Below are 17,140 nucleotides of genomic sequence, written 5' to 3'. Positions count from 1 at the left end.
GGGTTGTGTCAACTCGCAGACCTTTTTACAACTCGATACTCATGCCATCGAAGGCCACTTCCACACCCCGGCGCAGCACTTCGGCACGCTCGGGCGAGTCTTCGTCGAGAATCGGGTTGGTGTTGTTGATGTGGATAAGTACCTTGCGCTGGCGCGGGAAGCCATCCAGCACTTCCAGCATGCCGCCGGGGCCGTTCTGAGCCAGGTGGCCCATCTCGCGGCCGGTGCGGGTGCCCACGCCACGGCGCTGCATTTCATCATCTTCCCACAGGGTGCCGTCGACCAGCAGGCAGTCGGCGTCGTGCATCATCGTCAGCAGCTTGTCGTCCACCTGGCCCAGGCCCGGGGCGTAGAACAGCTTGCCGCCGGTGCGGGTGTCCTCGACCAGCAGGCCAAGGTTGTCGCCCGGGTGCGGGTCGAAGCGGTGCGGCGAGTAGGGCGGCGCGGCGCTGCGCAGGGGGAACGGGGTGAAGCGCAGGTTGGGGCACGCGTCGATGACGAAGCTGCCTTCCAGCTCGATGCGGTTCCACTGCAGGCCGCCGTTCCAGTGGCTGAGCATGTTGAACAGCGGAAAGCCCGTGGTCAGGTCCTGGTGGACCATGTCGGTGCACCACACCTGGTGCGGGCAGCCTTCGCGCAGGCTGAGCAGGCCGGTGGTGTGGTCGATCTGGCTGTCCAGCAGGATGATGGCGTTGATGCCGGTGTCGCGCAGGGCGCGGGCCGGCTGCATCGGCGCAAAGGCCTGAAGCTGGGCGCGAATGTCGGGCGAGGCATTGCACAGCACCCAGTGCACGCCGTCGTCGGACAGGGCGATGGACGACTGGGTGCGTGGCGTGGCCCGCAGGGTGCCGTCACGCAAGCCCTTGCAGTTGACGCAGTTGCAGTTCCACTGTGGGAACCCGCCGCCGGCGGCGGAACCGAGAACCTGGATGTACATGGCCACTCTCTCTGCAGAAACCGTAGCGAAAAAACGAAAACGCCCCGGCAGGCCGAGGCGTTGAACCGTAAGCCGGGCTTAGCGGTTGGCGAAGTACATGGTGACTTCGAAGCCGATGCGCAGATCAGTGTATGCAGGTTTGGTCCACATGGAATTACTCCTTCCGGATGAGGGGGTGGGTTTGTCAGCTACTACTTGGGTACCGCCATTGGCTGGAGGTTCCCATGGCTGGGATTGCGCTATCTTACAAGAAAAATTTGTACCGAAAGGTTAATTATTCGAAAACTCCGTTGCGGTTTTCGTAACAATCATGGGGTTGAACCCAGCCAGGAAGCATCTGGTGCGGCAGCGTTGGCAAGGCATAGCCAAGTGGAGCCCTTATCGAGCAAGTGGCTCAGCAGCTGGTCCAGATCCGTCTGCCGCGTTTTCAGGATAGACCTGCGCAGCGAATCCAGCCTGCCGGGTTGTGTGGCCAGGAATGTCTGCCACGCCCATTCGGCGACTTCGGCGTTGCCCATCGCCGGTTCATCGAATTGCCCGGCCAGGGCCTGACCAGCGGCAGGGGCCAGGGTGACGCCCTGGCGCAGCAAGGTGAGCAGGTGGTCGAGGATCTGTACCTGGCTGGCATGAGGCGACTGGACCCCGAACAGCAGGCCGCCGACCCCCTCGACCTGACGAAAGGTACTGAATACCGCATAGCCGAGTTGCAATTCTACCCGCAGCCGTTGATAAACCGGCCCTTGCAGCAACTGGGCGAGCAGGCGACCAGCGGCTTCCATGGCCGCCGGCAGTGGGCAGAACAGCAGCAGGGCATGCTCACTGCCAGGTACTTCGGCATGTTGCCAACGGTGGCTGGCCCAGGCGGGCAGAGGGCCAGGCGCCGAGCCTTGGCCAGGGCAGTGCTGCAGCACGGTGCCCAATGCGTTCAGGACGGCATCGTCGAAGCCGGCAGCCAGGCCGTGCCAGCGTGCTTGCTGCCACAGGCTGTCGAGATGCGTCTGTGCCAGGGTGCAGGCCGGAGCAGGTGCAGGCGCGGCGCCCAACACGGCGTCGGGCAGCTGCTTGAGCAGGGCCCGGATGGGGATCAGTGCCGGAGGCTGCGTCGAACTCGGCAGCCAGCTGCCTGCCGGGGGCTGGAGCATCAGTGCCAAGGCCTGTTCCACAGTGCGCAGCACCGCTGCCGGCAGCCCTGCGCAGCGCAGTTGCCAATATTCGCCAGCGGCACTGAACTGCAACTGCACCGATACGCGCTCGCAGCGCTCTTGCATGGGGTGCAGGGCACGTTCGAGCAGCGCGTGCAGGCGCTGGCGCAACGGTGAAGGGACATGCCAGCGCAGGTACAGCGCCGCGTACTGACGAGCGCCAGGCAGCTGGTCGCTGACCTTCAGTGCCGCTGGCAGCGGCTGCGGCCTGGCATCAGGCAAGTCTGCCAGGAGCAAGGGGTCGACGGCGGGCAGTTGCCAATGCCCATGGGCGCGGCCCGGCAGGCCTTCCAGCAGGGCACGAAGGGCCTGCAAGCCTTGTGTGTCCAGGCCGGCGAACGGCTGGCCGGCGCTGTCCCGGCGGGCCAGCTCAAGCGCACTGGAACTGCGTTCGCGACTTTGCTGCAGCAGCTCGAACTCGGCACTCAATTGCTCAGGGGCGGCCTGGCGGATGAAGCCGAACCAGCCCTGCAACAGGGCATCGGCTTCCTCTGGGCAGGCGTCCTCGCTCAGCTTCAGATCAATGTGCCACAGCAACTGCCCGGCGAAGGCATACAGCGCCTCGGCCTTGAAGCCTTGCAGCCAGCCACGCTGGCGAAGCGCATCCAGCCAGGTGCCCGGGCGGCTATCGCCGAGGCAGGCGATCAGCAACTCAAGGGCCTGGTCGGCACCTGCCGGCAGGTTTTCGTGGCTGAACAACAGGTGCGTGTCGGTCGTCGATAAAGGCGGTGGCAGAGCTTGTGGCACCCGTTCACCCGTTGCGAACAGCTTGGCATGCTGCCGGCCCAGCAATTCCAGTTCATCCAGCGATTGCGGGCCGCACAGGCTCAGGGTGACCTGGCCGCCTTGGTAGAAGCGCTGGTGAAAGCCACCGAGCGCTTGCTGGAAGGCAGGATCCTGCAAGGCCAGGGTGTGCCGGTTACCGGCATGAAAAGCGCCCAATGGATGGCCGGGCGCTGCCGATTGCAGCAAGGCGAACTGCTGCTGGGCCTGAGGGCTGCGCGACCAGGCAATGAACTCGGCATGGATTACTTCGCGTTCGCGGCGTTGGCGCTCGATGCCCAGGTCTGGTTCGGCCAACATCTGGCACAGGCGCTCCAGCCCCCCGGTCAGGGCGCTGGGCGGGACCTCGAAGAAGAAGTCGGTGGTGCGTTCGCGGGTGCTGGCATTGACCTGGCCGCCGTGGGCCTGCACGTAGCGCATCAGGCCGTCGTCCAGAGGGAAGCGGGAGGTGCCGAGGAAGAACAGGTGCTCCAGAAAGTGGGCCAGGCCGGGCCAATTGGTCGGCGCGTCGTGGCTACCCGCGTGCACCCGCAGGGCGGCGGCCGAGCGCTTCAGGCGCGGGGCGTGGCGCAGGGTCAGCTGCAGGCCGTTGGCGAGGGTGAGGTGGCGGGTGGCGTCAGGCATGGGGGCTCCGGTAACTGCTGTCCATGCTAACCCATTTGTTTGCAGGCCCGGCCTCTTCGCGGGCACGCCCGCTCCCACAGGAGTGGCGCAGGTATGAAAGGCAGCGCAGACCCTGTGGGAGCGGGCGTGCCCGCGAAAGGGCCATCAGCCCTTACGCAGATGCAACTCCTGGCGCAAATCGGTGAGGTAAGGAAACGCCCTGCGCCCCTGCACCACCCGCTCATGCTCCAGCTCCGCAAGCAACTGGCACTCGTCCCGCCCGGCCATGGCCAGCAGGCTGCCATCCGGGCCGATGATGCTGCTCTGCCCGCAATACTGGATCTCGCCTTCCGAGCCGCAGTAGTTGGCATACACCAGGTAGCACTGGTTCTCCTGCGCCCGCGCCCTCACGGTCACCTGGCAGATGAAGTCGTACGGCGACATGTTCGCCGTCGGCACCAGGATCAGCTCGGCACCGTCCAGCGCCAGGCGTCGCGCGTTTTCCGGGAACTCGATGTCGTAGCAGATCAACAGGCCGACCTTCCAGCCATCCAGCTCCACCACCGGGAAGTGATCGGAACCTGCGCTAAACATCGAGCGGTCCAGTTCGCCGAACAAGTGGGTCTTGCGATAGTTGCTCAGGCTGCGGCCGTGCGCATCGATCAACTGCACACTGTTGTAGATGGCGCCATCATCGCCACGCTCCGGGTAGCCATAGACGATTGCGATGCGGTGCGCCTGGGCGATCTCCACCACCTCCATGGCCGCCGGGCCATCGACGGCCTCGGCCAGGCGCTCGACCTGGGCCAGGCCGATGTTGTAGCCGGTCAGGAACATCTCCGGGCACACCAGCAAACTGGCGCCGCGTTCGGCCGCCAGTTGCGCCTGGTGGCGCAACCGTTGCAGGTTGCCGGGCACGTCCAGTGGCTTGGGTGCGCCCTGGAACAGAGCGATGCGCATGCTGCCTCCTTGTCTCAGTCCGGCAGGGCGATCGGGCCGATTTCGTCGAACACGTCGCCTGGACCGGGGTTGTCCGGGTGGGTGCGGCCACCGAAGTGATTCATGATACCCCACACCGCATTCAGCGATGTCTGTACCGCGCCTTCCACCCAGGCCGGCGTCCACGACACATCGTCACCGGCGATGAACATGCCGCGCTGCTCGGCAGGCATGTCCTGCTGCATGAAGTGCGCGTACATGCGTTGGTTGTAGCGGTAGTGCCCAGGCAGCGCGCCCTTGAAGGCGCCGAGGAAGTGCGGGTCGGCTTCCCAGGAAACGGTGATCGGGTCGCCGATGATGTGCCCGGCGATGTCGGTCTTCGGGTAGATCTTCTTCAGTGCATCCAGGGCCAGTTGCACGCGTTTTTCCACCGGGTGCGGCAGCATCTTCAGCGCGTCGCTCATCCACGAGTAGGACAGGCAGATCACCCCCGGCTTGTCGTCACCGTTGTCGAACAAGTAGGTGCCACGGGTGAGGCGATCGGTGAGGGTCATGCTCATCAGGTCGCGGCCGGTTTCCGGGTCCTTGTCCTTCCAGAACGGCCGGTCGACCATGACGAAGGTCTTCGACGACTGCATGTAGCGGGTGCGGTCCAGGGCCATCCACATCTTTTGCGAGAACAGCGATTCCTCGCAGTCGATCTGGGTGGTCAGCAGCCAGGTCTGGCAGGTGGCGAGCACGGCACTGTAGTGACGGGTGTCGCCCCAGTTGTCGGTGACCGCCAGGCGGCCATCGGCAGCGCGGGCGATGCGCTTGACCCCGGTACGCGGTGCGCCGCCATGCAGCCCGCTCAGGCTGGTGCCTTCCGGCCAATGCACGCAGCGCTCCGGTACATGGCGCCAGATGCCTTGTGGTACCTGCTCCACACCGCCGACCACCAGGTGTTGGTGGTCGTCGCAGTTGGTCATCACCACGCGGAAGATTTCCAGCATCGAGTTGGGAAAGTCCGAGTCCCAGCCGCCGGTGCCGAAGCCGACCTGGCCGAACACTTCGCGGTGCTGGAAGCTCAGCTGGGCGAACGAGCGCGAGGTGGCGACGAAGTCGTAGAACGTGCGGTCGTCCCACAGCGGTACCAGCTTGTTCCACAGCTCTTTCAGGCGCGGTACGTCACGGTCGCGGATGGCCTGCTGGATGTCGGCGAACCGGGCACCGCTTTCCAGCGCGTCGGCCCAGGCATCGGCCACTTCGTGGAACAGCTTGGGCAGGTCGGTGGGTTTTTCGGCGTAGTAGGTCTGGCCTTCCAGGTCGATCACCGTGCTGCCCGAGGCCGGGGTCAGCGGGTTGGGGAACGGTTTGGTCTCCAGGCCCAGCTTGTCCACGTAGTGGTAGAAGGCAGTGGATGACACCGGGAAGCGCATGCCACCCAGTTCGGCGATGATCCCGTCGGTGCCGTTGAAGGTTTGCGAGCGCAGCCGGCCACCCAGCTTGGATGCTTCGTACACCACCGGCTTGAGGCCCAGCTTCATCAGCTCGTAGGCCGCCACCAGGCCGGCGATACCGGCGCCCACGATTGCCACTTCCTCACCATGGCGCTCGGCCGGGATGCTGCCCAGGCCTGCGGGGTGTTCCAGCCAGTCGTCGAAGGCGAAGGGGAAATCCGGACCGAAGATGGTGACGGGTTTTTTACCATCGGCGGGGTGGCGGTTTTTCTTTTTCATGAAGTGACCTTGCCAGAGAGGCTGCGCAGCGGGCGGAGCCTGAGTATAGGAGATGCCTGGGGGCCATTTTAGGGAGTGGGGTGTTCGTTATTAAGGTGCAGAGTGTTGTCTGAATGTAGCTTGTGTCGTCGAAATGTATAAAAAATATAGCTTTATGACGAACAGGAAGCCTACCCATCTCAAGCACAGCATCGGCCCCCTGTGGGAGCGGGCGAGCCCGCGAAGAAGCCCCCGCGCTGTATGGCACGGGCTGCGCCCGTGTTCGCGGGCACGCCCGCTCCCACAGGGTCTGCGGCGGGCTTACCAGGGTGTGATCAGATAGTTCCTACACCCATGCCGGGAAATAAAGAATTACCCTACGCCCCCTATCGCCTCGGTCTGGCATCGCGGGAATCGCTTCATCGTTAACTTCACTGGGTCGCCGGAAATTCGGCGATCGGGCGTGAGAACCCGCGGACCATTCTGGAGGCGCACTGCTATGGCAGCTGTGCGCGGGCAGGCTTTGCCTGGCCGGGTACGCGCCTCCAAGTTCGCCGGTTCTCACCTCGTGCATGGCTGCCACCCAATTCCCGTGAGAAGGATGCGATTGGCCGCCGATCACCCTTGTGATTTGGAGGCTATACCATGACCAAACGCTTACCCGAGCAACCCGAAAAACTGAAACCCACCGCAGAAAAAACCTTCTGCAACTGCGAATCCAGCCACCCGCCATTATTTGCCATACGCCCCGACATCGACGCCGCAGACGCCTTGGTCCACGCCTGCCTGCTGGCCCGTGGCCTCAATCAGATCGCCACCGACTACGCCCAGCATCACGCCCCCGAGCGTAGCCGTGACATTGTCTGGTCGATGCAGCATTCCGCCGAAAGCCTTTCGGCGATTCTGGAAGGCCTGCTCGACGGCCAGGAAGCCTGACCGCCAGCCAGGTTCAGAGCGGCTGCCCGCGGTCCACCTTGCTGCTGAGAATGATCGACGTGGTGGTCTTCTCCACCCCGTCGACACTGCCGATCTGGTCAAGCAGCTGGTCCAGTTGCTCGGGCGAATCCGTACGCAGCCAGGCCACATAGTCGAACTCGCCGCTCACTGCGCACAGCTGCTGCACCTGGCCCATGGCACTCAGGCGCCGCACCACCTCCTTGCCCGAGCGCGGCTGCACCTTGATCCCCACATACGCCTGCAGCCCGCCACCCATCACCCGCTGGCCCAGGCGTACGCCATAGCCGGAGATGACCTTGTTCTTCTCCAACCGCTCCAGGCGCGAGTTGACGGTGGTGCGAGCGATGCCCAACTGACGGGCGAGGGTGGCGACGCTTTCGCGGGCGTTTATCTGCAGCAGGGCGATCAGCTGGCGATCGATTTCATCCAGCGTGATGGAGCGGGAATCCGACATGGCGAGTCTCTACGGTTGACCCGCTAGCCTAGCCAGCCAGGGCTGGCCAGAGCAAGGGCAGTCACAGCAGGCTGCGCTGACGCCGTCCCTTGTGGGAGCGGCCTTGCGTCGCGAAAGGGCTGCGCAGCAGCCCCAACAATATTTGCATCAGCGCTGAAATCCCAGGGCCGCTTTGCGGCCCTTTCGCGACACAAGGCCGCTCCTACAGTCGCCGCGCCGGCATGTAAGCATCGGGCGCAATGGCAGAACTGCTCGATTGGTGCGGCAGGTCGAGGTGCGGTCCAGGGTGGGATAGGGCTCACAAAATCTAACGATTTATCGCTGTCTAGATAGCCATGCCTGAGCAGAGAATGGCCCTCTCACGAACGTTGTGTTTCGGAGGACGAGGATGCCAGCCTACCACCTTGCATCAGCTCCCTCATTGCGCAATACTGCCGACAACAACTAACCCTCACGACCGGCGTGGCATGACCATCTGGTTGGAGGGGGAAAAAGCCGGCTAAAGCCGGTTTTTTCGTTTCTGGAGTGCAAAAAATGCAGAGAAAGCTTGATTCTGAGCCTCTGCGCACTCGTATCTATATCGACGGCTACAACTTCTACTACGGCTGCTTGCGCGGCACTCCGTACAAGTGGCTCGACCTGTTGCCTCTCTTTGAAAAGCACATCTTGCCTTCCATACTGGTCACGGACAGCCATGGCCAGATCAGGGCATCGCGGCTCCTGAAATCCCCCTCGATCAAATATTTCACGGCAAAGATTATCGAGTCGGTCGCCCGTGCCGGCGATTCGGTATCGTCACAAGCTCGCTACCACACCGCTTTGCGCAAGCTGCATGACGGTCGAATAGAGCTCATCGAAGGTTATTACGCCGTCAATAAAATGAAGGTGAAGATCGTCGACCCTGAAGATCCGGACAAGGCTCCGCGTGAGTGCCAGGAAATCCAGGCCTGGAAGGTGGAGGAGAAACAGAGCGACGTGAATCTGGCCCTCCAGGCTTACCATGATTCGATCACGGGGCAGATTGACCATGCCGTCATCGTTACCAACGATACTGACATCGCTCCTGCACTTGAGATGATTCGTGCTCACACAGATGTGCGGATTGGCGTGGTTGTGCCGACGTCGGGGCAAAACCGCTCGGCGAATACCGACCTGATCAAGTTTGCGCACTGGAAGCGAGAGCACATCAATTCAGGCGAGCTTGCGGCCTGTCAGCTACCGAGAGTGATTCCAGGGAGGAAACCAACCATTAAGCCGGAGTCTTGGTATGGGCAACCTGAACTGCTGCACGAAATTCTGGATCTGGCCATTCCTGTACGCGGAAGCAGGGCGGCAGCGTTCAAGTGGATGGAGCAGCCCAATCAGTTCCTCAGTGGTGAGCGGCCGATAGAGCTGGTGGAAACTGCCGAAGGTGCGACACGGGTTCTTCAGTACATACACAGCTGGATAGCCCAGCAAGAGGAGTTGCCCTAGTCAGGAGAACATGGCTACTGCTGACCCTGAAATGACAAAGGCCTACGTTCTGCAACGTAGGCCTTTGAGTTTTCTGGTGGGCCCACACGGACTCGAACCGTGGACCAAAGGATTATGAGTCCTCTGCTCTAACCGACTGAGCTATAGGCCCTCAGTAAGTGGCCGGATTATAACGAGGGTTTCGCACCTGTGCCATCTGAAAGATCCGATAGTGCTATGCGAAGAAACGTCGCCGCGAAGTCGTCCGGGGGCAGGGGCAGGCTGACGATGTAGCCCTGGATCTGCTCACAGCCTTCAGCCGCCAGGAAGCGTTGCTGGGCCTGGTTTTCCACACCCTCGGCAATGATGGTCAGCTGCATGCTGCGGCCCAGGGCGATGATCGCGCGGGCGATGGCGGCGTCGTGGGGGTCGTCGGGCAGGCCGCGGATGAACGACTTGTCGATCTTGAGGATGTCCAGCGGCAGGCGCTTGAGGTAGCTCAGCGATGAATAACCGGTGCCGAAGTCGTCGATGGCCAGCTGCACGCCCAGCTTCTTCAGCTGGTACAGCACGGCCAGGGCTTCCTCTGCCTGGCTCATGATGAAGTTTTCGGTGATTTCCAGCTGCAGGTCGCCGGCCTTGAGCTGGTAGTGCTTCAGCAACTGTTCGATGCGCCGGGCAAGGTGGGGGTGGCGCAGCTGGGCGCCGGCGAGGTTTATCGACAGCGGGCCGAAGGGGTCGTAGTGCATCTTCCAGGCATGCATCTGCCGGCAGGCCTGTTCCAGTACCCAGTCGCCGATCTGGAGGATGGTGCCGTTCTCTTCCGCCAGGTGGATGAAGTGCTCTGGCGGCACTTCACCAAAGGTCGGGTGGCTCCAGCGGATCAGCGCTTCGGCGCCGACCAGGCTCTGGGTCTTGAGGCTGAGCTTGGGCTGGAAGCACAGGCTCAGTTCGTTGCGCTCGATGGCGCGGCGCAGTTCGTGCTCCAGGGCGATGCGTTCGCTGGCCTGGGCGGTGAGGTCGAGGGTGTAGGCTTCGACGCGGTTGCGGCCCTTGGCCTTGGAGCGGTACATGGCTGCGTCGGCGTTGCGAATCAGTGTGGAAACGTCGGTGCCGTCCTGGGGATAAAGGCTGATGCCGATGCTGGCGCTGGTGAAGAACTCGTGCTCGCCGGCCTGGAACGGTGCGTTGAAGCAGGCCAGCAGCTTGTTGGCGATGGCGCTGGCGTCACTGGGTTTGTGCAAGCCGGGCAGCAGGATGATGAACTCGTCGCCGCCCAGGCGGGCCACGGTGTCGACATCACGCACCTGCTCCTTCAGGCGTTGGGCGATGCCCTTGAGCAGCAGGTCACCGACCGGGTGGCCGAGGCTGTCGTTGATGTGCTTGAAACGGTCGAGGTCAAGGAACAGCACCGCGCCCTTGCGGTTGGACACTTGCGAGCAGGTGAGTGCGGCCTGCAGGCGGTTCTCGAACAGGGCACGATTGGGCAGGCCGGTCAGCGGGTCGTGGTGGGCCTGGTAGTCGAGCTTGGCCTGGGCGTGCTTGAGGCTGGAGATGTCGGCAAACACGGCGACGAAGTGGGTGATCTCGCGTTCTCTGTTGCGCACGGCGCTGATGGTCAGCCAGCCGGGGTACAGCTCGCCGTTCTTGCGCTTGTTGTAGATCTCGCCTTGCCAGTGGCCTTCGTCGGTCAGCTGGTGCCACATGGCGACATAGAACGCGCTGTCGTGCTGGCCGGAGGCAAGCAGGCGCGGGGTCTGGCCGAGGGCTTCGATCTCGCTGTAGCCGGTGATTTCGCTGAAGGCGCGGTTGACGGCACTGATGCGCTGGTCGATGTCGGTGATCAGCACGCCTTCGGCGGTGTTCTCGAACACGGTGGCGGCCAGCTGCAGTTTTTCCTGCATCAGGTGGCGCTCGGTGATGTCGCGGGCGATGGTCAGCATGCAGTCGTCGCCAGCAATCGGCAGCGGCCGTGCAGAGAGCTCGCAGAGGCGAATCTGCCCATCACTGCGGCGCAGGTGGCATGTGAAGTCGCGTACGAAGCCGTCGCGGTTGAGCTGTTCGACCAGGCGCTTGCGTTCGTTGAGGTCGACCCAGATGCCCAGGTCCAGCGAGGTCTGGTCGAGGGTCGGGCTGAGATCGTAGCCGGTCAGGCGGCAGAAGCCCTCGTTCACTTCAAGCAGCAAGCCGTCGCTCTGGCGCGACAGCAGCAGGCCATCGGGCGAGGCATGGAAGGCCTTGGCGAATTTCTCTTCCGAGATTTGCAGCTGCTCCTGGGTTTCCTTGAGCTGGCTGATATCGCGTACCGCTACCACCAGCGCGAGGTTGCCGTCGAGCTCGAAGGTTTCGGCCGAGGTCAGGCCGGTGAACAGTTGGCCGTTGCTACGGCGGAAGCTCATTTCCAGGTTGCGGATACCGCCCCGGTGCAGGCGTTCGAGCAATCGCGGGCCGGTGCCTTCGACGCCCCACAGGTTGAGCTCGGTGGCGGTGCGGCCGATTACCTGGCCCGGGGTGAGGCCGATCTGCTCTTCGAAGGCTTCGTTCACCTCCAGCAGGCAGCCGTCGCTGTGGCGGGCGATCAGCAGGATGTCGGGGCACTGCTGGAACACCGAGGCGAACTTCTGCTCGGACAGGCGCAGGGCGTCCTCGGTGCGCTTGGTCTCGCTGATGTCGATCATCAGGCCACGCATCACCGGCTGATGGCCATGCTCGATCATGCTGACGATGTTGCGTACCCACAATGGCTGGCCATCGGCCCGGATTACCCGGTAGTCGAGGCTGTGGTCGCGCCCGGCGGCGGTTTCGCTGTCGCAGTAGGCCTGGGCCCAGAGGGCATCCTCCGGGTGCAGGATGCTGCGCCAGAAGCCGGGCTTGAGCCAGTCGGCCAATGGGTAGCCGAGCAGGTCTTCGGCGTGGGGTGAGACGTAGCTGTAGGTGAAGTCGTTGGCGTCGGCCTCCCAGGCGATGGCGGACAGGCTCTCTACCAGGCTGCGATAGTGGTACTCGCTGCTGCGCAGTTCCTGTTCCAGGGCGATGCGCCGGGAAATTTCCGAACTGAGCCGGCGGTTGATGCGAATGACCACTGCCAGCACGGCCATCAATACCAGCACCGCGGGCAGGCCGTATACCAGCAGGTCCGACCAGAACATCCGTTGGTCGACCACATTGCCCACCCAGCGTTGCTGGATCTGGCTGACTTCGCCGCTGCTCATGTCGGCCATCACTTTGTCGAGAATGCCGACCAGCACCTTCTTGTCGCGTGGGGCGGCCATGGCCAGCTGGTAGCGGTAGGGCGTTTCACCGCTGACGTAGAGGCCGTCGAGCTTGAGCTGGCGCAGGCTCCAGATGCTTGAAGCGAGGTCGCCGACCACCGCGTCCACTTCGTCGGTTGCCAGGGCCTGCAGGGTGGAACTGACGTTGGGCAGGGCCACCAGGTTGAGGTCCGGGTGGTGGGTGCGCAGCAGTTCGTGCGGGGCGTAGTTTTCGACCACGGCAATCTTCAGGCCGTACAGGTCGTCCAGGTTGCGCGGCTGTGCGCCGCCTTTGTGGGCGAGGATGACGATGGGGAAGTCGAGGTACGGCCGGGTGAAGGCCAGGTAGCCTTGGCGTTCGGGGGTGGACATGATGCCGGGCAGCAGGTCGATGCGGCTTTCGCGTGCTTGCGCCAGTACCTCGGTCCAGCTGCTGGGTTCGACCGGTTTGAGCGTCACACCCAGGCGTTGCTGGATCGTGGCGATGTAATCGGCGGCCAATCCCTGGTATCGGCCCTCCTGGTCGCGAAACTCGAACGGTGGCCAAGAGGCGTCTACACCCAGGCTCAGCTGCGGGTGGGCAGCCAACCAGGCTTTCTCCTCGTCTGTCAGGGTCAGGGCGCCGGCCGCTGTGTTCCAAAAAATCAGGAGCAGCAACAGGATGGCCGGCATCAGCGGCATAGCGGCCTCACATTCAAGTGGTATGAAGTCGAGTGTAGACGGGCATTGCTGCAGGTGTGCGGTGGAAGGGCGGGCTTTGTGTTCTGGCTGTCGGAAGGGGGAGGTAACGAGGAAATGGGGCTGCTGCGCAGCCCATCGCCGGCAAGCCGGCTCCCACAGGGATCGCGCAAGGCTGAAAGGTGGCGCAGTACCTGTGGGAGCCGGCTTGCCGGCGATGAGGCCAGAACAGGCAGTGGAAGGGCCGGAAAAGAAAAACCCCGGCCTGGGCCGGGGTTTTGTCATCACTCGTCGAGGAAGGAGCGCAGATGCTCGCTGCGAGTCGGGTGGCGCAGTTTGCGCAACGCCTTCGCTTCGATCTGACGGATCCGCTCGCGGGTCACGTCGAACTGCTTGCCCACCTCTTCGAGGGTGTGGTCGGTGTTCATGTCGATACCGAAACGCATGCGCAGCACCTTGGCTTCGCGTGCGGTCAGGCCCGAGAGCACGTCACGGGTGGCTTCCTTGAGGCTTTCGACCGTGGCCACGTCGATCGGGGACTGCATGGTCGAGTCCTCGATGAAGTCGCCCAGGTGCGAATCTTCGTCGTCACCGATCGGGGTTTCCATGGAGATCGGCTCTTTGGCGATCTTCAGTACCTTGCGGATCTTGTCCTCAGGCATTTCCATGCGCTCGCCCAGCTCTTCCGGGGTCGGTTCGCGACCCATTTCCTGCAGCATCTGGCGGGAAATACGGTTGAGCTTGTTGATCGTCTCGATCATGTGCACCGGAATACGGATGGTGCGCGCCTGGTCGGCGATCGAACGGGTGATCGCCTGGCGGATCCACCAGGTGGCGTAGGTCGAGAACTTGTAGCCGCGACGGTATTCGAACTTGTCCACCGCTTTCATCAAGCCGATGTTGCCTTCCTGGATCAGGTCGAGGAACTGCAGGCCACGGTTGGTGTACTTCTTGGCGATGGAGATCACCAGACGCAGGTTCGCCTCGACCATTTCTTTCTTGGCGCGGCGGGCCTTGGCTTCACCGATCGACATGCGACGGTTGATTTCCTTGATCTCGGCAACGGTCAGGCCGGTTTCGGTCTCAAGGTCGATCAGCTTCTGCTGGCAAGCGACGATGGCGGCGTCCTTTTCACCTAGGGCGGCAGCCCACTTGGTGTTGCGCTTGGCCAGGTCGCCGCTCCAGGTCTGGTCGGTTTCGTTGCTCGGGAACATGCGCAGGAAGTCGGCACGCGGCATGCGGGCGTCACGCACGCACAGCTGCATGATGGCGCGTTCCTGCTGGCGCAGGCGGTTCAGGGCGTCACGAACACGCTCTACCAGTACCTCGAACTGCTTCGGTACCAGCTTGATCGGCATGAACAGGTCGGCCAGGGCCTGCAGGGCGTCGATGCTTTCCTTGTGGGCGCGACCGTTCTTCTTCAGGACCTTGTTGGTGGCCTGAAGCTGGTCGTTGACCGCACCGAAACGCTGGCGAGCGACTTCCGGGTCCGGGCCGCTCTCGGCCTCTTCCTCGTCGTCACCGCTTTCGGATTCTTCCTCGTCGTCGTCGGACTCTTCCTTCGCGGCGGCGGCCTTGGTGCCAGGGATCGGCACTTCTTCGGTCGGCGCGGCGATATTGTCATCAGGGTCGATGTAACCGCTGAGAACGTCGGACAGACGGCCACCTTCGGTGGTGACACGGTCATATTCGCCGAGAATGTAGTCGACAGTGCCCGGGAAGTGAGCGATGGCGCCCATGACTTCACGGATGCCTTCCTCGATACGCTTGGCGATTTCGATCTCGCCTTCGCGGGTCAGCAGCTCGACGGTACCCATTTCGCGCATGTACATGCGCACCGGGTCGGTCGTGCGGCCGATATCGGTTTCAACTGCCGCCAACGCAGCAGCGGCTTCTTCGGCCGCGGCTTCGTCGGTGTCGGCTTCCGCCAACAGAAGGGCATCCGCATCCGGAGCACTCTCGAATACGTTGATCCCCATGTCGTTGATCATGCGGATGATGTCTTCCACCTGTTCCGGATCTGAAATATCCTCAGGCAGGTGGTCGTTGACCTCCGCGTAAGTCAGGTAGCCCTGCTCACGACCGCGGGTGATCAACTCTTTGATACGAGACTGCTGTTGCGCTTTTCCGGACATAACACCCTATCCACTGAAGGTCTTGGCGGGCAAAAAACAAGCCGAGGATTATACCCGAGCATGGGCCTCACGCGCCAGATGAGGTCGGCGTTTGTGCGGGAACATTCCGGCTCAGCAGGGCGAGGAGCTGGGTTTTTTCCTCGCTGGTCAATTCGCTTTGACGTGATTTCCTGAGCAGTTGTTCCAGGCTGCGCTCGCGTTGGCGGGCGGACAAGCTAGTTATAGTGTCGAAAAACTGTTGTTCAAGGTTGTCGGCCACGATCAGCCATTCCTTTTCCGCCAGGGCCCGTAGCAGGCGCCCCTGCTCGGTGCCGTGCCAACGTGCGATCAACTGCATTGAGCTTAGCCCAGGATTTTTCTGCGCGGCTTCGATCAGTGCCACCAGAAGCTGGCTGTACAGGTGTTCTTCGTCGGCGAAGTGGCTGGCATCCTCCACCTTGCCGGCCAGCAGCGGGTGGTGCAGCAGGGTGCGCAGGGCGGCCAGGGTGGGCGGCTCGACCGGGGCCGGTACGCGTGGTGGCGCTTCGTCACGTTGCTGCCATGGCTTGCCACCCTTGCGGTTCTTGTCCCAGGGTTTGTCGCTCCACTGCTTCTTGCCAGCGCCCTTGTTCGGCTTCCACTCCTGTTCCTGATGAACGGGGGCGAAGTCGTGCTGCGGCATGTCGCCGTAGTCGGCGGTGTAGCTGGCCATGGCGTCGTAGTCGTAGCCAGGGTCGTAGTCCGGCACGCTGCTGGCGGCCGGGGCGTGTTGCGCCAGTTGCTCGACCTGCTGCGGGTCGAGGCCGGTGATTTCCTTCAGGCGGTTGCGCATCAGCTGGCGCAGGTTGGCGCCGGGGATCTTTTCGATCAGCGGTGCGGCCAGGGTCGCCATATGCGCCTTGCCTTCCAGCGAGCGCGGGTCGGCTTCGACGCCTAGTTGCTCGAAGAAGTAATCGGCCAGCGGTTGGGCGTGCTGGTTGATGCGGGCCATGAAGGCATCGGTACCTTCGGCGCGCACCAGGCTGTCCGGGTCTTCGCCTTCGGGCAGGAACAGGAAGCGCGCGCGGCGGCCGTCCTGCAGGTTCGACAGGGTCGACTCCAGGGCGCGCCAGGCGGCCTTGCGCCCGGCCTGGTCACCGTCGAAACAGAACAGCACGCTGGGTACCACGCGGAACAGGCGCTTGAGGTGCTCTTCGCTGGTGGCGGTGCCGAGGGTGGCCACGGCGTTGCGCAGGCCCTGCTGGGCCAGGGCAATCACGTCCATGTAGCCCTCGACAACGATGATTTCGTCGAGGTTGCGGTTGTGCTTGCGTGCCTCGTACAGGCCGTAGAGTTCCTGGCCCTTGTGGAACACCGGGGTTTCCGGGGAGTTCAGGTACTTGGGTTTGTCGTCGCCGAGCACCCGGCCACCGAAGGCGATGATGCGTCCGCGGCTGTCGCGGATCGGGAACATCACCCGGTCGCGGAAGCGGTCGTAGCGCTTGCCGCTTTCGGCGTTCTCGATCAGCAGGCCGGCATCGATCATCACCTTCTGCTGCAGAGTGTCGGCACCCAGGTGCTTGAGCAGGTTGTCCCAGCCTGGCGGGGCGAAGCCCAGGCCGAAGTCGCGGGCGATTTCCCCGGACAGGCCACGGCCCTTGAGGTAATCCACCGCCGCCTTGCGGGTCGGGTGGCTGCGCAGGGCCTGGCGGTAGAACTCGGAGGCGGCGTCCAGCAGCGGATACAGCGGCGAATCGGTTGGCTGGCGCGGCTTGTGGTCGCGGCGGCCTTGCTCGCGGGGCACTTCCATGCCGGCGGCGCGGGCCAGCTCCTCGACGGCCTGGGGGAAGTCCAGGTTGTCGTGGTCCATGACGAAGCCCAGGGCGTTGCCGCCGGCACCGCAGCCGAAGCAGTAGTAGAACTGCTTGTCGGGGCTGACCGTGAAGGAAGGGGTCTTTTCCTTGTGGAACGGGCAGCAGGCGGAGTAGTTCTTGCCGGTTTTTTTCAGCTGGACGCGCGAACTCACCACGTCGACGATGTCGAGGCGGTTGATAAGGTCGTCGATGAAACTCTGGGGAATCAGCCCGGCCATGG

11 protein-coding genes and 1 tRNA gene are annotated in these 17,140 nt (G+C 63.2%); 2 read left to right on the top strand and 10 right to left on the bottom strand.

The window, feature by feature from the left end; all coding sequences use genetic code 11:
* Positions 1-25 precede the first annotated feature (25 nt).
* The 5 genes from pqqB to B2790_RS14105 form a co-directional block, all read right to left on the bottom strand.
* A complete protein-coding gene (pqqB, locus tag B2790_RS14125; RefSeq protein ID WP_075044397.1) occupies positions 26-937 on the bottom strand; it encodes a pyrroloquinoline quinone biosynthesis protein PqqB in 912 nt (303 codons plus the stop codon).
* Between the two features lie 78 nt (positions 938-1,015).
* On the bottom strand, positions 1,016-1,087 hold the full coding sequence (pqqA, locus tag B2790_RS14120; protein WP_003243383.1) for a pyrroloquinoline quinone precursor peptide PqqA: 72 nt from the start codon (positions 1,085-1,087) through the stop codon (positions 1,016-1,018).
* A gap of 158 nt (positions 1,088-1,245) precedes the next feature.
* A complete protein-coding gene (gene pqqF, locus B2790_RS14115) occupies positions 1,246-3,546 on the bottom strand; it encodes a pyrroloquinoline quinone biosynthesis protein PqqF (protein ID WP_286919027.1) in 2,301 nt (766 codons plus the stop codon).
* A 144-nt stretch (positions 3,547-3,690) separates the two neighbouring features.
* Entirely contained in the window at positions 3,691-4,485 is a 795-nt protein-coding gene (locus tag B2790_RS14110) for a carbon-nitrogen hydrolase family protein (protein WP_286919026.1), read from the bottom strand.
* A gap of 14 nt (positions 4,486-4,499) precedes the next feature.
* A complete protein-coding gene (locus B2790_RS14105; protein ID WP_286919025.1) occupies positions 4,500-6,182 on the bottom strand; it encodes a flavin monoamine oxidase family protein in 1,683 nt (560 codons plus the stop codon).
* Positions 6,183-6,806: 624 nt separating this feature from the next.
* Here B2790_RS14105 and B2790_RS14100 point away from each other — a divergent pair.
* Positions 6,807-7,097, top strand: coding sequence for a hypothetical protein (locus B2790_RS14100; protein WP_286919024.1), 291 nt, complete (start codon positions 6,807-6,809; stop codon positions 7,095-7,097).
* A 13-nt stretch (positions 7,098-7,110) separates the two neighbouring features.
* Here B2790_RS14100 and B2790_RS14095 read toward each other — a convergent pair whose 3' ends face one another.
* Positions 7,111-7,572, bottom strand: coding sequence for an Lrp/AsnC family transcriptional regulator (locus B2790_RS14095; RefSeq protein WP_015268712.1), 462 nt, complete (start codon positions 7,570-7,572; stop codon positions 7,111-7,113).
* Between the two features lie 534 nt (positions 7,573-8,106).
* Here B2790_RS14095 and nicB point away from each other — a divergent pair.
* The gene (nicB, locus tag B2790_RS14090; protein ID WP_286919023.1) at positions 8,107-9,045 is read left to right on the top strand and encodes a 6-hydroxy-3-succinoylpyridine 3-monooxygenase; all 939 of its coding nucleotides are present in this window, start codon (positions 8,107-8,109) and stop codon (positions 9,043-9,045) included.
* A 74-nt stretch (positions 9,046-9,119) separates the two neighbouring features.
* Here the strand turns inward: nicB and B2790_RS14085 are convergent.
* The 4 genes from B2790_RS14085 to dnaG all read right to left on the bottom strand — a co-directional run bounded on the left by B2790_RS14085 (position 9,120) and on the right by dnaG (position 17,138).
* Positions 9,120-9,196: transfer RNA gene (locus tag B2790_RS14085), tRNA-Ile, on the bottom strand.
* Positions 9,197-9,212: 16 nt separating this feature from the next.
* Complete coding sequence (locus B2790_RS14080; RefSeq protein ID WP_286919022.1) at positions 9,213-12,956, bottom strand: bifunctional diguanylate cyclase/phosphodiesterase; 3,744 nt, start codon at positions 12,954-12,956, stop codon at positions 9,213-9,215.
* A 281-nt stretch (positions 12,957-13,237) separates the two neighbouring features.
* Positions 13,238-15,088, bottom strand: a complete 1,851-nt coding sequence (rpoD, locus tag B2790_RS14075; protein ID WP_025337450.1) for an RNA polymerase sigma factor RpoD — start codon at positions 15,086-15,088, stop codon at positions 13,238-13,240.
* Positions 15,089-15,155: 67 nt separating this feature from the next.
* Complete coding sequence (gene dnaG, locus B2790_RS14070; protein WP_286919021.1) at positions 15,156-17,138, bottom strand: DNA primase; 1,983 nt, start codon at positions 17,136-17,138, stop codon at positions 15,156-15,158.
* Positions 17,139-17,140: the final 2 nt, after the last annotated feature.

This window comes from Pseudomonas sp. UBA6753 (assembly GCF_002453565.1).
In the GTDB taxonomy this organism is placed as follows: Bacteria; Pseudomonadota; Gammaproteobacteria; order Pseudomonadales; family Pseudomonadaceae; genus Aquipseudomonas; species Aquipseudomonas putida_Z.
Note: the sequence above shows the minus strand (reverse complement) of the source record. Positions and strands in the feature narration are given on the sequence as shown.

What these genes read in the sequence shown, in the direction of transcription:
- B2790_RS14080 (WP_286919022.1), bottom strand. Translation starts at nt 12,956, where the DNA reads ATGCCGCTGATGCCGGCCATCCTGTTGCTGCTCCTGATTTTTTGGAAC.
- rpoD (WP_025337450.1), bottom strand. Translation starts at nt 15,088, where the DNA reads ATGTCCGGAAAAGCGCAACAGCAGTCTCGTATCAAAGAGTTGATCACC.
- B2790_RS14100 (WP_286919024.1), top strand. Translation starts at nt 6,807, where the DNA reads ATGACCAAACGCTTACCCGAGCAACCCGAAAAACTGAAACCCACCGCA.
- B2790_RS14105 (WP_286919025.1), bottom strand. Translation starts at nt 6,182, where the DNA reads ATGAAAAAGAAAAACCGCCACCCCGCCGATGGTAAAAAACCCGTCACC.
- dnaG (WP_286919021.1), bottom strand. Translation starts at nt 17,138, where the DNA reads ATGGCCGGGCTGATTCCCCAGAGTTTCATCGACGACCTTATCAACCGC.
- pqqF (WP_286919027.1), bottom strand. Translation starts at nt 3,546, where the DNA reads ATGCCTGACGCCACCCGCCACCTCACCCTCGCCAACGGCCTGCAGCTG.
- B2790_RS14110 (WP_286919026.1), bottom strand. Translation starts at nt 4,485, where the DNA reads ATGCGCATCGCTCTGTTCCAGGGCGCACCCAAGCCACTGGACGTGCCC.
- pqqB (WP_075044397.1), bottom strand. Translation starts at nt 937, where the DNA reads ATGTACATCCAGGTTCTCGGTTCCGCCGCCGGCGGCGGGTTCCCACAG.
- nicB (WP_286919023.1), top strand. Translation starts at nt 8,107, where the DNA reads ATGCAGAGAAAGCTTGATTCTGAGCCTCTGCGCACTCGTATCTATATC.
- B2790_RS14095 (WP_015268712.1), bottom strand. Translation starts at nt 7,572, where the DNA reads ATGTCGGATTCCCGCTCCATCACGCTGGATGAAATCGATCGCCAGCTG.